The organism is Rhizobium aethiopicum (assembly GCF_900094625.1).
In the GTDB taxonomy this organism is placed as follows: Bacteria; Pseudomonadota; Alphaproteobacteria; order Rhizobiales; family Rhizobiaceae; genus Rhizobium; species Rhizobium aethiopicum.
Map to the genome: position 1 here is coordinate 1 of NZ_FMAJ01000030.1, position 14,012 is coordinate 14,012.

Annotated in this window: 11 protein-coding genes and 4 pseudogenes; 5 read left to right on the forward strand and 10 right to left on the reverse strand. The window is 56.2% G+C overall.

Annotated elements, in window-relative coordinates:
- Positions 1 to 710: 710 nt before the first annotated feature.
- The 3 genes and pseudogenes from GA0061105_RS33120 to GA0061105_RS33625 all read right to left on the reverse strand — a co-directional run.
- Positions 711 to 911: pseudogene (locus tag GA0061105_RS33120) on the reverse strand (IS630 family transposase); the annotation flags it as partial.
- Positions 898 to 1,827 (reverse strand): polyprenyl synthetase family protein, encoded by a 930-nt coding sequence (locus GA0061105_RS30100; RefSeq protein WP_040111853.1) that lies wholly within the window; start codon positions 1,825 to 1,827, stop codon positions 898 to 900. The gene GA0061105_RS30100 and the pseudogene GA0061105_RS33120, both read right to left, overlap by 14 nt.
- An 832-nt stretch (positions 1,828 to 2,659) precedes the next feature.
- Positions 2,660 to 2,807, reverse strand: a pseudogene (locus GA0061105_RS33625) (IS5/IS1182 family transposase); the annotation flags it as partial.
- A gap of 584 nt (positions 2,808 to 3,391) precedes the next feature.
- Here GA0061105_RS33625 and GA0061105_RS30105 point away from each other — a divergent pair.
- From GA0061105_RS30105 to hisC, 5 genes and pseudogenes are all read left to right on the forward strand, one after another.
- A complete protein-coding gene (locus tag GA0061105_RS30105) occupies positions 3,392 to 3,895 on the forward strand; it encodes a helix-turn-helix transcriptional regulator (protein WP_040111852.1) in 504 nt (167 codons plus the stop codon).
- 903 nt (positions 3,896 to 4,798) lie between these two features.
- Positions 4,799 to 5,305, forward strand: a complete 507-nt coding sequence (locus tag GA0061105_RS30110; RefSeq protein ID WP_040111851.1) for a helix-turn-helix domain-containing protein — start codon at positions 4,799 to 4,801, stop codon at positions 5,303 to 5,305.
- Positions 5,306 to 5,834: 529 nt separating this feature from the next.
- Positions 5,835 to 5,963 (forward strand): annotated as a pseudogene (locus GA0061105_RS33630) (adenylyl-sulfate kinase); the annotation flags it as partial.
- Positions 5,964 to 5,972: 9 nt separating this feature from the next.
- Positions 5,973 to 6,638, forward strand: a pseudogene (gene cysC / locus GA0061105_RS33840) (adenylyl-sulfate kinase); the annotation flags it as partial.
- A gap of 102 nt (positions 6,639 to 6,740) precedes the next feature.
- On the forward strand, positions 6,741 to 7,844 hold the full coding sequence (gene hisC, locus GA0061105_RS30120) for a histidinol-phosphate transaminase (protein WP_077991684.1): 1,104 nt from the start codon (positions 6,741 to 6,743) through the stop codon (positions 7,842 to 7,844).
- Between the two features lie 444 nt (positions 7,845 to 8,288).
- Here hisC and GA0061105_RS30125 read toward each other — a convergent pair whose 3' ends face one another.
- The 7 genes from GA0061105_RS30125 to GA0061105_RS30155 all read right to left on the reverse strand — a co-directional run bounded on the left by GA0061105_RS30125 (position 8,289) and on the right by GA0061105_RS30155 (position 14,000).
- Positions 8,289 to 9,227: an SIR2 family NAD-dependent protein deacylase gene (locus tag GA0061105_RS30125; protein WP_012489553.1), complete on the reverse strand. Its 939-nt coding sequence runs from the start codon at positions 9,225 to 9,227 to the stop codon at positions 8,289 to 8,291.
- Positions 9,228 to 9,257: 30 nt separating this feature from the next.
- Positions 9,258 to 9,470, reverse strand: coding sequence for a putative nitrogen fixation protein NifT (gene nifT, locus GA0061105_RS30130; protein ID WP_004678514.1), 213 nt, complete (start codon positions 9,468 to 9,470; stop codon positions 9,258 to 9,260).
- 4 nt (positions 9,471 to 9,474) lie between these two features.
- Entirely contained in the window at positions 9,475 to 9,792 is a 318-nt protein-coding gene (locus GA0061105_RS30135; protein WP_012489552.1) for a nitrogen fixation protein NifZ, read from the reverse strand.
- Positions 9,793 to 9,856: 64 nt separating this feature from the next.
- On the reverse strand, positions 9,857 to 10,063 hold the full coding sequence (locus tag GA0061105_RS30140; RefSeq protein WP_012489551.1) for a 4Fe-4S binding protein: 207 nt from the start codon (positions 10,061 to 10,063) through the stop codon (positions 9,857 to 9,859).
- Between the two features lie 34 nt (positions 10,064 to 10,097).
- Entirely contained in the window at positions 10,098 to 11,576 is a 1,479-nt protein-coding gene (nifB, locus tag GA0061105_RS30145; protein WP_011053432.1) for a nitrogenase cofactor biosynthesis protein NifB, read from the reverse strand.
- Positions 11,577 to 11,789: 213 nt separating this feature from the next.
- Positions 11,790 to 13,481, reverse strand: a complete 1,692-nt coding sequence (nifA, locus tag GA0061105_RS30150) for a nif-specific transcriptional activator NifA (protein WP_077991685.1) — start codon at positions 13,479 to 13,481, stop codon at positions 11,790 to 11,792.
- Between the two features lie 219 nt (positions 13,482 to 13,700).
- Positions 13,701 to 14,000, reverse strand: coding sequence for a ferredoxin family protein (locus GA0061105_RS30155; RefSeq protein WP_004678523.1), 300 nt, complete (start codon positions 13,998 to 14,000; stop codon positions 13,701 to 13,703).
- Positions 14,001 to 14,012: the final 12 nt, after the last annotated feature.

Sequence of the window (14,012 nt, forward strand, 5' to 3'; positions counted from 1 at the left end):
CCGATTCCAGATCTTGTAGAGATTTCTCGCAAGGTCTTTGTCAAACATCTCCAGGGTCTCACCGTCCACCCGGCTGCACCACGGTTGGCTTTGACCGCTTTGTAAGCTTCGTACACTTGCCGCTTCTCAATCCGAAACGGCTTGTCTGTCGTACCTATCGAAGTCATCCTGTTTCCAGTTGTTCCAAACAATGCGACCACCTGATCCGATCCCTTTGCTCCGGCCCCATTACAGGGCCCTCAACGCTCATACGGATCGGTCCGCCCCAGTCTCCTGCATCGGTACTCTCGCCTTACGGTTTCTCCGCTTGGGCTTCTCCCTTGGCATCAGGAGCCTGGTTCCTGCAGTTCCGCGTGAAAGCCTGTGTCCAACTCACGCCCCCTCTACGCCGGTCGCCGCCCGCCCAATCATCAGGCACCCGGCCGACTTGTCCCAGGATGACGAAACAGTCCTGGTTTCGACGACGCTTAGATTCATAACGGCGCGTCTTCGGAGGGTTCACTTTCGTTCGTCTTTCGGACACGCACCTGCTCGGATCTCGTCCGAACTTTTCATCCGACGCTCACCACCACGGCTCTTTATCGCAGCAGCTCGGACTGGTTTGAGACCCGCTCCTGAAAGCCGATCCCGGAGGGCCATCCTCCATCATTCACGCAGCTTCACGTTACGGGGTTAGCTCATACTGAACTCCTTCCGTGCCTCTGCAGCACACTTTCATCGATGAAGACCAGCCGGCTTGGATCGAGGCCAGCCTGCCAGGATCGCCAGCGCTGTCGCCGTCGCGCGACGTCAACTCGCGCCTGCTCAAGGGCGAACAGTGTTTTTTTGAACCGTAGCCCCTCGCGCCGCAGAAACTGCCATACGGTGTCGTGGGATATGCGTCCCGTAACTCGGTGCTCATAAAGGTGCGCAATCCAGCGCCGCCTGTTGAATCAGACCGGCTTTTCCCGGTCCCGCCACGCCTTTGCAAAGTGAATGATTTAGCCAGTCAACGAAGGACCGTTTGTGAGGGCTGGCAGGAATGGTGTCACCTATCTGTTCGAGGTACGCGTAAAATCTGGCGGCTGCGCTGTCCAATCCTTGGCCGCGAACGATACTGGGTCGATTCAGCTGCGTGTCCACGGCAGGCAATTTGCCAAGCACTTCTACGCGGCCGACTGTATCTGCGATGTCGTCGGCAATCTGATACGCATGCCCGAGCAATTCCCCCACCTTAGACCACGGAGCCGGATCAGCACCACTTACCAGGGCACCGCACGTGGCCGCCGCGACAAAGAGGGAGCCGGTCTTGTAATGGTGATAGCGGTCGATAGCGACGTGCGTCATTGCCTCCATCGACTGTCCGGCGATCAGTCCGTGACTGGGGCCGACCGCCTCCGCAACCACCTCGATCATGCGCCCGCCCAACTCAGGTGTTAGTGCAGCCTGCAAGCTGAGGTATTTGAAAGCCATCACGATCAAGGCATCGCCGGCCAAAACGGCGATAGGCTCTCCGAAAAGCCGGTGCACCGTCGGTCTGCCGCGACGTAGCGCGGCGTTATCGAAGCAAGGCAAGTCGTCATGCACCAACGAGGCACAGTGCAGCAATTCAATTGCTGCCGCGGCTCTTGTCGCCAGCTCAGGATGTTTTTCGCCGCACACATAGGAGACTTTCAAGCAGAGCTTGGGGCGCATCCGGGAGCCACCTGGAAACACTGCCGCGTCCAGCGCTCCACGCAAGTGAGCCGGCGCAGCCGGACTTAGAGCAGTATCCATGGCAGCTCGCAGCGCCTGCTCGATGAGCTTGTCGCTATCGCCAACCACGTCGGCTTGGTGATTCGAAGTCATATCGCATCTCCACTTTTGAGACGAAAACGAAAATTGGGCGTAGTCCAACCGGTGCCAAACGAAAGGCAAATTTCGCTGTGTCTCTTCAGGTTCTAGGCACCGTTAAATTTAGCGGATGCGGCCGCCAACATGCGGCACCGGCGTCACCAACGAAACCGCGTGCCAGTGGGAGCCTTAACTCGGCAAGGCGATCTCCCACTGGAATCCCTTGAAGCAGTCTCATTCGCGGCGACATGACATCTGGACGAATTCGGTTATTTCGATCGCGCGCGAAGAACATTGGCTCCGGCGGCGCTGTCGGCCAGAATGGCATCGCTCTCAACGTCTTGATCCAAAGCTGAAGAGGCTCCCGCGCTGAGCAGTGGCTGGTGACAAAGCTCTTTGGATCGGCTGCACGCCGCCGCGCGTGATGATCGCTGACGAGCTCCGTCGTACGGTACGACATGGGCGAAGATGGGCCTTACATCTAAAGGTGTTGGTCATCGTCGATAGTAACCACTGGAGCTTGGACCGGAACCATTGCCGGCAGAGATCTGGGCTCTTACAAGCAATTGGTGTGCCACCAGAGCATTGTTAGTGAATGTTCCAATGGCGACAGAAGGCGCCTTCCGGTGCTCACCGTGTGTCGGGAGTCTCGGATTGTGCCACTCCGCCTAGTATGTGAACACCGTCAACCTTGCGAGCGATCCGTCCGAAGGCCGACCCAGCATTGGGAGTGAATTGGGTCGAGCTCACAATGCACGTCGGCGCTTGCATCATGCCAGCCTGTCAATGTGCGCGATCGCACACGACTGTCAGCTTTGCGTCAATTACGATCGAACCGATGCTTTTGACGTTTCACGAGGTTACGCTGCCGATAGACCCAGCGTGAGAAGACGACTGAGCCCTTCCTGTTGTTCTTCGTCGCGATGTTGCCGAGCCTTACACTCGACCGGCTTGGCGAGGATTTCGGCGCTGCCGTAGCCCTTGTCGGCCGGCAGGAAACCGTTTCGAGAAGTCGGTCCCCGACCGCCTTTTGCTAGCGGACTAAAAGGTCGGAGCAGGTGGATCTATACAGCGCTTTCTTTCGAAGCCCTGGTTGAAGGAGGCGGAATTTTCAGAGAGCATCGAACCTACACGCTAGCGGGAGCGGTAACCGATATGGGTTCTTGGCTGAGTGATTTCCAGCACGGCGGAGCTTTCCCAGCTAGCCAAATGGGATATCGTGGGACGGGGAAACGGATCGGTTTTCGAGGATTATTTCTTATCGTCCTCAACGAAGACGGCTTAGAAGATGTTGAGCATTGAATGTGAATTTTCGCTCAAATTCGACGCAACCTAGATGATTCAGTGGCGGGTGCGACCATAGCCGCCTCATCTTTCATGGAACTGGGCGACCGGTCTAGCGAGCCTGTTTTGCATGCATTCATGAAGCAATTTGGCTAAACCCTCAAATATTTGCTATAACGCAAAAAATGCCCAAAATGGGTATTTAAAACGGTTGTAGTGTGGCGATGACACGTGGTTCAAATCGGTTCAGGTTGGCTCAAGCCTACAACGAGTGGCAGGAAAACAGGGACGTGCGGTGACGGAAGATCTAGCAAGCTACAGAAGTTCGAGAGGCCTCGTCAGCACCGCCGATCCGGAGGTTGACAAGGCGATCTATCGAAAGCCGGGCTTCGGCGGCGAAATTACATCCCTGGGTCACATGGAGGAACTGATCAGCGCGTTCCTGAAAAAGACACGCCAAGCGCAGGGCCTGTCTCGCGCGGACGTTGCTCCAATGCTTGGTCTGTCCATCCCTGTATACGGACGCTACGAGCGGGCATTTTCCAAAATGACTGTTACTCGGATGATCCATCTGTGTGAGATTCTTGGCTTCATGCCTATCGATATGATCTTTGAAGCTGCGCCACATCTTTGGGGCCGCACATCGGAGGAGGCCGAGGATTGTCTCACACTGGCGAGGATTCTCAGGAGACTTCCGACCGGCACGACGCGCGACCTAATTCGGCTCCTGCAGCGAATGATCCCCGATGACGACGAGAGCGACAGAGGTATCAGTGATGTAGCGGAGACCGTGAAGTGATCTGGGTTTGTCTATGACGCCCCTGACCAGTAGCAGTGTTGGTGATAGCCGGGTATCGCAGCCGACGCGCTGTCGTCGGTGTGCAGACACCCGCAATCTCACAACTTAGTTTTTCACTCGTTTTCCGTCTGATCAACAATACGCGGCGATTGCGCAATATTCGATCGTTGGTTGGCGTCGATCTCGCTCGATGCTCGAGCGATTTGTCGGCGAGCGACGCCAAGTCTATTTGCATGCGCTTTGCTTCGACAGTAGGGTCTGTCATCAACTCCCTCATTGGGTTCTCCTGTGTGGGTATTCGAGCTGCCGGCGCGCATGCTTTGATTTCAAATTGCCAAATCTAAGCCCGTCCTCTCCGCGCCTCTGTTCCATCGCGCCGATCCTTTTTGCCATTCGGCTCGGAAATAGCCATTCGACATCACGATCAGGTTCCGCGAAAACGGGGGCGAGTCGCTGAGACTGGAAACGCTGTTCATGGCTGTCGCCGTTCAGAGGTACTATGAGGGCATCGCCTAGAGCAGCCAACACGCGCAGCCTTGATTGGTTTGCCGTGAACCGAGAGTCTCCGCGTGCAGGACAAAAGGCCACCATGCCCGCACACGACGTCCCTAGTGCTAGACGAGGAAATGCAGTGACCGTTATCACCAAAATCACTGAAGGCATTCAGTGCCAATTTGGCGCAAGTGGATAATCCTTGCGTGAAGCGATTTCGGTGTGAGCTATATCTATGTACTTGCGATCAATGATATATTTTGGTAAACGATAGCTATCGGGTGAGGTTCGCCTGGACCAAAATGCGCCAAATGAGATCGAAATCGAAACATTGGTGGTTTCAAGCACATCACTTTCCGTATAAAGTGCTCTGGCGCATTTACCTCAGTCGGAGCAATGTCAGGACCATCATTGAAGCAATGGATTAATGAACTCGGTTTGCAACAAGTCGATGATCCAGGCATAGACAAGCCGGTCTATCGAAAACCTTTTGACGGACGGATTGCACTTAGCGCCGAACTCGAAAACTTGATCAGCATCAGCCTTCGCGAAGCCCGCGATAAGCGAAAACTACCGCGCTCGAAACTGGCGCCCTTGCTTGGCATCACTAAGCAGGTCTACGGCCGGTACGAAAATGGAGTATCCCGCTTGACCGTGAGCCGACTGATTCATCTGTGTGAGGTTTTGGATGCCACTCCGGAAGAGATTATCGCCCCGGCGGCACCTTATCTTTGGGGCGAAACTGAAACCAAAGCGGTTCTGCTGCTGGCTACTATCGTGAAGTTGCGGACTTTCGATGAAGAGATCTTGCAAGATATTTTCAGCTTACTAAGCCGCATAGACGAGACCGGTAGCGATAGCGGCGATCGTGCCGTGAAAGTCGCGTCTACCAGCGCCACTGCAGACGATCGCAAATAGGACGTAGATCGCTAGCGTCAATAAACAGAACGTGCGTCCCTGATGAAGTTCTATCAGAAACCGCGACCAACGCTCGCGCCGTTGCAGGTTGCCGAAGCAAGCTTTGCGCAGGCGGTTAGGACTAGCAAGCGGCCGTTCATCGCCAAAGCACTCCGGGACATAGGTGGGTAAACGGGGGGCGCAGTTGGGTCAACTGGTCCAACTCATCCCTGCTTTCGGCCGCTGGAGGGGACGCGCGGTCGTCTTTACGCGGCAAGTGCCAGGGAGGTCACATCAAAGTCTAAGAAACCCGTATATTCAACATACAAAGCATCGATAATTCCATTCATGCAATCCATTTTACCAATCTCCCGTGATGATGCATTAGGAATGATCTCAGACGCGAGTGACGGCGAAACATTTGACGATCCGGACTGGCTATAGCGCGAACCCGAGCAACGGCGCCGACATGCAGCGGGGTGGCCGCTGCTTCGATCGCACAATGCGTGCTTCAAAAACAGCAGCAGGAAATACCAAAGGAGGTCTTTGCATGCGTTCTGAGGTGCGGTGGAAGCTGTGCTGGGAAAACGAGCTGAAACTCATCGACCATGTCGATTCTCCCGAGTTCTTTCGCAAAGCCTATGGGCCGACCGGGGTCTTCAATTTCAGTGGCAGCCAAAGCTGGGCAAGGCGCGCCGACAACGCGCATTGGCAGGCGACCGGCGCTGACAAGGGCGCGCGCGGCGATGAAGAGTCAGCGGCCAGCCGTCCTTTAGTTCACTGGACTTTCCGGCTCCGGCAAGTCGCCAATGCGCTCGACCGGCTGCTGCATGCCCACGGGAAGCACACCTACATCCTCGACGGCGACAACGTGCGCCACGGGCTCAATCGCGACCTGGGCTTCAATCAATCCGATCGCGTCGAGAACATCCGCCGCGTGCCGAGGTCACCAAGCTGATGGCCGATGCTGGGCTGATCTTCCTCGTATCCTTCATCTCGCGTTCCGCGGCGAACGCCGGATGACTCGCGAACTGATGGAGGAGGGGGAGCTTATCGAAATCTTCGGCGACACGCCGCTCGAGGAATGCGCGCGACGCGGTCCGAAGAGGAAGGCGCTTGCCGGCAAGATCGCCAATTCCACCCGAGTTTCCTCGCCGTACGAGATCCTGGGAGCCCTGAGTTACATCTCGAAACGGTTGGCCACGACCCTGCGGAGTTGGCGTTTGAGATCGAACAGTTCCTCGAAAGGCGAATGGAGCAAGTACGCATGAGTGTGAGAGTGGGGAGGCTTGACCATTGGCGGCTTGAGGCGGCCGCGGCGGTCCCTGGCCTATTAACTACGCGGCGACCGTAGCAGCCCGCAGGCGGCCGCGCCAACGTCCGATGCGATGTTGGCTTCAACAGGAGACAGCCGATCACGCGCTCACGACTCGGCTTACTGAAACGGAGAAAAGATATGGCTGATGCAAAGCTGCAAGCCGTGCTTTCGGCTCTTTCGCCGATGGCGAGACAGCTAAATGCGCTACCCTCCAATCAACCGGGGCGAGATGCGAACTTCGTTAGACTAAACACGAATGAGAATCCGTTTCCGTTGCCGATGATGGTGTTGCAAAGTGCGCTGGCGGCCCTCGAACGGCATTATCTGTATCCCGAAGATGACAATCTGAGCTTGCGCGACGCAGCCGCCAGCGCGTATGGCCTCTCCCAGGATCAGGTGGTCGCCGGGAACGGCTCGTCGGAGCTGCTTGGGCTCATCTACAGAGCATTCCTCGACCCGGGAGATAGCGTTGCGATGATATCGCCAGGTTTTTCCTTTAACCGCAAACTGGCCAAGTTGCAGGGTGCCAGATTTCTCGAAATCGAATGGGGCGAGTCTTATTCTCTGCCAATCGAGCAGCTGCTTCTTGGTCCAGCAAAAGATGCAAAATTCATACTGCTGGCCAATCCGAACAATCCAACGGGAACATTCGTTCCGGTGGCTGAAATCGACCGCCTCGTCGCGCAATCGGACCAGTTGATAGTGGTGGATGAAGCGTATGTCGACTTTGCACCCGATGATGCCCTGCGCCTAGTCGATCGTCATCCAAACCTTCTAGTATTGAGAACACTTTCGAAAGGCTTTGCAGCCGCGGGAATTCGCGTCGGTTTCGGCTTTGGTCATCCCGAACTTATTGGGAGGCTACGCAACCTGCAAAATGTCTTTAACATGAACGTGATCGGCCATGCGGTGGGCATTAGTATCCTTTCGCACCGCGCCGACTACGACGAGAACCACAGATATATTAAACATGAAAGACACAGAACGACCACTGCCTTGTCTCAATTGGGCTTTTCTGTCATTCCCTCCCACACAAACTTTTTGCTAGCTCGGGTGCCACCCGGACGAGATGGCAAATGGTGGCAAGCGTCTTTGGATAGGCAGAACATACTTGTAGCCGTCTTTCCCGATGCCGGTTTGGAAAATTTTATCCGCGTCAGCATCGGCACCAGAACCCAAATGGACGCGTTCCTTTCAGCCGCCAGGGACATCATTTCTGGAAGTATGAAGACGCAGAGCTAGGCGGTTAGAATTATTGGCCACACTGCTTGTCACTTGGAAACACCAAGTATCGAAGTCCATATTGTGGGATAAAGATCACAAATAAGCGCAAGACCGTAAAGCGTGTGCCGTCTCGATCCCGTTGATTACGCGTGTTATTGGCGCACGAGTGGAGCACCCGGTGGCCGATGCGAGGCTTATTTCTGGCGATTCGGCCGCGGCTCTGCCGCTGTATTGGGAATGGTTTAGGTTTCTTCATAATCGGTCCTTCGCATTGACATTGAGCGAACAGTAATCTGCGGTCGTCGCCGATCTTCCGTCGATCACCTGCGACAGAACCTCGATCCGCTAAAGATCACGCTCGCTCATCGCCATTGATCCCACCCGCAATCCCCTACGCCAGCAAACGTGGGCAGTATGGCATTCGAACTTGGCAGAAACAGAACTTTTTCAATCTGCGGCACTCTAGCCGCTACAGAGATTCGAAGCGGGAGCCGTGCGGCCATGGTCACCATCCGCCTTGCTACCAAATGGTACAAGCAGAGCCGCGGCTTCGCCGATCGGCAGGTCGACCACCGTGATTCCGCTTGCTGCAAGGAAACGGCGCTCGTTTTTGGTAAGGCCTTCCGCATCAAGTACTGCAAAGTGGGGGCCGTGAGAGCGCTTGATGATCTGTCGAGCGTAGATCCGGAGCATCTGATCGTTGAAGCGGCAGCCAATGAAAAGAAAACCGCGATCTATACGCCGTTCTTTCACCATTCCAGGTATTGGCGTCTGGATATCGATTTCGGTTAGGACTTCCACGTAATCGGAATCGGACACCAGAAAGTTCGAAGCTGGTATAACACTGCCGTACGGCGCATAGAGGACCGTCTTTGGCGCTGCGACGCATTCGACGTCTCTCCCGGACAGATCGTAAGTTTTTGTCCAAATGTCGCCGCCGCCGTTTGCACGCGTGACGCCCTGAATCTCGACGACATCCGTTCGACCGGTCTTCGCGAAAGCCGCACGCATTGTCCCGTCGTACCAACCGTCGACGATAAGGGAGAGCGGCAGCGTTGCGAGCCAGTCGTGGAGGGCGGTCGGCGCCACGGGTGCTCCAAATATTTCTGCCATCCAGGCCTGAAGCGTCCGGCGATGCCGTCGCTGTTCAATAAACTGCGCGACTGACCACATATTGCTGCGTATCCTGGAAGGGGCAGGTGTGCGTTCGTTGAGTGCCGCGGAGACGGCTTCCGGGGTGTCCGGTACAGGTGGTTCCGTGGATTGCAGCCGAAGGAGATCCGGACCGAGATAGGGAACGATCCGATCCGCAGCGAGCGCTTCCTGAAGCAGCCTAAGTCTTTCTTCGGCGTCACCGTTGCGAATGATCAGGAGACGGTCCGAGGTCAAAATTTTATTCATGCTGTTTTCTCTTACCTCTCGTTTGCAGCATCAGTCCTCGTCAGGAATCTTCCTTGCGTGGACGGTGATCGGCAGAGGCGTATCCCGCGATAGCTTGGGCAAGACGAGTCTCCAGCCGTTCCTGAGAGTGATCGTGCCGCCCCACATGTCATCAGCCTCGACATCTACGATCGGCTCTTCGAGATCTTTCTTTGGTACGTAAGCCGACAAGCCGGCGCTCGTTCTGCGAATCATTATCTTCATGTCGCTATTCCTTCGTTGGGGGCCCCGCGATTTCAGCAGCGCCGCAAGCAGCGGCGTTGTCTAGACTCGTCAGTTCACGGGCACGCATGCCGACGATAGTGCCACGTTCGACCCATTCGACGGCATAGATGTAAAACTGCTGGAGAAAGGTGCCGATGTCGCGCACATAGCCTTCGTCGCCCTTCCGCACCAAACTTTCCCCAATTTTTTTGCCAGCATAGGTGCCGTCATTCTTTACGTGAAGTCTGGCCCGCACCCGCTCGCCGGGTGTAAATCGTGGAGGCCTGTGGATTTCGACCTCCTGTTCACGTCCAAGGCCCATGGGCATTCCTCCTTGCAGGATATCATTGAAGGCTTCTCCGCAGGAGCCCCGACCATGCTGAAGGTCAAATCGCAGGTGCGGCGAGGACGCAGGTCTTCGGCACGGGGCAAACCTCCGCGCATTGCTGCGTTTCGAAGGTACCCTTGCATTCGGTGCATTTTTCCGGGTCGATAACGTAGATCTCACCTTTGAACCTGATCGCACCGGAGGGGCATTCGAACTCGCAGGCACCGCACTGGGTGCATTGGGACGCTATGATCCTGAAGGCCATTTTTAAACTCCTGAAGATGTTGGATTAAGAGCGCTCACGCCGTCGCCGCTTGTGGTTCGACGCCAAACTTGGCGGCGTAGAGGGTGCCGATGGCGGTCTCGATGTAGTCATAGCAATAAGCATCCGTTGCCCGAACCCCGGCCTCCATGAGCTTAGTCTTAGGGCACTCCCCGATCTTGGCGCATAGCACGACGTCAATACCGACCAGCGCAGTTATGATGCCGTCGAGGGTGGCTTCCTCGCCCCTGCCTCCGAGGCAATACTGTTCGATCTTGCGATGCCCGACGTAGGTGATGCCTCTCGACGAAGCTTCGTATACTTGGAACTCCTTCGCATGGCCGAAGTGCTCGTTGATGCGACCGCCACCCTTTGTCGCGACCGCGACGTGGAGGGACCCATCGCCGGCTGCTTTGACTGTCTCGATTGCCTCGCTCTTGGCGGTCGCGTGATCGCCGCGTTCGCGGGCGATCACTTCCCGATAGGCCTCGCGCTTACGGGCGTCATAGGTGATCTCTCCGGGAAGCTGGTCGAGTGCGAACTCCTGGCCCCGATCATCCCCAAGCAGGCCGACGGCATCGGCCCTACACTGCCGGCAATGGCGCATTAGCTTTGCGCCGCCTTCGAGACGATCCTGGAGCGCCTTCAATTCGAGCGCCCGCGGGCCGCGCTGTCCGGTCAAGCCGTAGTAGGTGCCATGGGCCGGATCGGAAATAAGCGGCATGACGTTGTGCAGGAACGCCCCCCGCTCCTTGACCCATTTATTTACCTCGACCAGGTGTTCGTCGTTGACACCAGGAATCATCACCGAATTGACTTTGGTGATGATGCCGCACGCGGTCAGCATCTCCAGGCCCACCATTTGCCGCTCGTGCAGAATTCTCGCAGCTTCGATGCCGGTGTAACGACGGTTGCGGTAAAAGATCCAGGGATAGATCTTTGCGCCGATTTCAGGGTCAACCATGTTGATCGTAATTGTCACGTGATCGACATTCATGTCGACAAGTTCGGCGACGTGATCCGGCAGCGCAAGCCCGTTGGTGGAGATGCACAGCTTGATGTCGTGGATCTCCCCCGCAACTCGTTCGAACGTTTCCTTTGTCTTCTTCCAGTCGTAACAGGCATCGCCCGGTCCGGCGACACCCAGCACGGAAAGCTGCGGCACTTCGTTGGCGACGGCAATGACCTTGCGCAGCGCCTGGTCTGGCGTCAACTTTTCCGAGACGACCCCAGGGCGGCTTTCGTTGGCGCAGTCATATTTACGATTGCAATAGTTGCACTGGATATTGCAGGCTGGTGCGACCGCGACATGCATGCGCGCGAAATAATGGTGAGCCTCTTCTGAATAGCAGGGGTGGTTTTTGATCTTCGCCCAGATAGCCTGGTCCACGTCGGCCGGTTTTGTGGACACGCCACATGACGAGGATGTGCAGCCACTCGGTTTCGCGGTCGCCAGCAATTGATCCAAGGATGTCGTGCTGGTCGCACTTTCAAGCGAAATCATCGGTGCGGACATTGAGTGCTCCGTTGCTAGTTGACGTCGCCTTTCAAAACGCAAAAGTCATGCCATCCCAAGGACGGGATTTGCTTCAACAATTTGCATTTGTTGTTCGATTCCGACCGTGTTCGGACACAGATTTGTCGAGCTTCCGACAGTCGACAAAAGAGTTGTCCGTAAGCCACCAAACCAGGCATTGGAAATCGAGAAGGTCCAACATCACCCAGGCGCTTAAAGCTTTTTCACCTCGACGCGATGCTGGCGTAGAGCATAGCCGACCTGACGAGGCGTAAGGCCGAGAATACGAGCCGCTTTGGCCTGAACCCACCCGGCTTTTTCCATCGCCTCGATCAGCCGGTCCCGTTGCGTGAGGCGCGACTCCATTGCTGGACAACCGGAACCGTTCGGATCACAAGCCTTGACGGAAGATACCTCGTCCGACGCACCGATGCTCCCGTCCGACCGCGGCGATGAAGTCGGCATCACATTGCTCCGGGCATGCCTATCGACGGTGATGCCGCCGGGCGACCCGTCGGTTCTTTTCCAGAGGAGCGACGAAAGGCACTGGCTGTTCTTGCAGGCAAAATCAGACGAAACGATCGAGCTTGAACGCGCAAGGGTGGCAGTCCTTCGCACGCAGTTTTCGAGTTCCCGGACGTTACCTGGGAAATAGCATTGCGACATCACCTCGATCGCCGACGACGAAAACGTCAGCTCGCGTTGGTTCTCCTTGTTGAATCGGTCAAGAAGAGCTTTCGCAAGGCGTGGAATATCGCCGGGTCGCTCTCGAAGCGGCGGCAGGACAATTGGAACTACGCTGATGCGGTAATACAGGTCGGCCCTGAATTCGGCGTTTGCAACAGCCATCTCGAGGTTCTTATTCGTGGCGCATATGAGCCGGACGTCGACCGCAAGCGTCTTAGTTCCGCCCACCCTCTCCAGTTCGCCTTCCTGTAGGACGCGCAGCAGTTTGGCTTGAAAGGCGGGCGAAATCTCGCCAATCTCGTCAAGCAGAAGCGTTCCGCCATTTGCCAGTTCGAAGCGTCCGGCGCGCTGCGCGATGGCCCCGGTGAAAGCCCCCTTTTCATGCCCAAACAGCTCCGATTCCAGGACGCCTTCAGGCAGCGCGGCGCAGTTCAATTTGACGAACGGCTTGTTTCGACGAGGGGAAAGTTCATGGATCGCCTGTGCAAAAAATTCCTTGCCGGTGCCGCTTTCGCCCCGCAGAAGCACGGTGGAATTCGTCCTCGCCACCACCGAGACGGTTTCAACCACCTGCTGGAGAGCCGGGCTATCCCCGACAATCCCGCCGATTTTGGCGGGTGGATGTCGGTCCGGCGCGCCCCTTTGCGCGATGATCGGCTTCTCCGGTCTCTCTTGTTCGCCGATAGGTCGCCGACCCTCCAGGTTCAGGAAACGATGAAGCCGGATCGTCCGACTGACCAAATTGGCGACCATGGTCAGAAAGCGAACGTCCTCGTCGGCAGGGAAGGGGGCGGCGTCGTTCCTGACGCGATCGATCGATATTGTGCCAAGTATTTTATTATCGGCTTTTACCGGAACGCCAATAAAAGAAATTGGGACGGTGCCGCTGCTCCAAGGCGGTTGCGGCTCAGCCTGAAATAATTCGGACTTGCTGACATCCTTTATGATGAAGGGCATACCGGTCGTCGCGATATGGTCGATTACGGCCTTCGGTATAACGCCTCGAGCGGCTGATTGAGAGGATGTGGGGATGTCGCCAGTTGCGGCAATCTCGGGCTGACCTTCAGCGTCCAGAACAACGATTGCTCCGTGTCGAATTTGCAGAAAGGAAGAGAGGACGTTCACGACGTTGGCAAGCGTGATCTCTAGCCGGGCGGGGGCAGTCAGTACCTTTGATATCTCGTAGATTCCGCTGCGCTGCGTGCCCGCCTGGCGCATAGGTCCAGCAGGTAGGGCAGATAGGGGTTCCACTCCATCGACCGGTCGGGCGGGCATGTGGGTCATTATATGGCCTTGGTTGTCTAACGTTTCTTATAACCCCTGCTTGCATGTATATATAGTAATTTCTAATGCCCATCCGCAACGCGCACCTCTGCAAGTTTCCGATGCGCCTGTCTGCAAACCCAAGTTGGTTCTAAATCGTGGAGTTGCAAACCTTTATCCGAACTTGAAGAGAACGCCGAAACCGCCTCTCGGATAGTTCCACTCGATATCTCCACTTGCCTCGCAGAGTACGCGGCACGTGCCGCACTCCATGCACCCGTCGGCGATAACCTCCACTTGGCCCTGGTCATTCAATTCGTAGCACTTGGCCGGACAGACACTTGTGAGGGCATACAGATTTACGCTTGGCCAATCGTGTGGACGCACCCTAATATGCGGGCGTCCGGCATCGACCACATATCGATTTTGGTAAAGCTTGTCCTCTACGCGTATGTTCGTCACTGCAACCGTCATCTCATCTCTCCT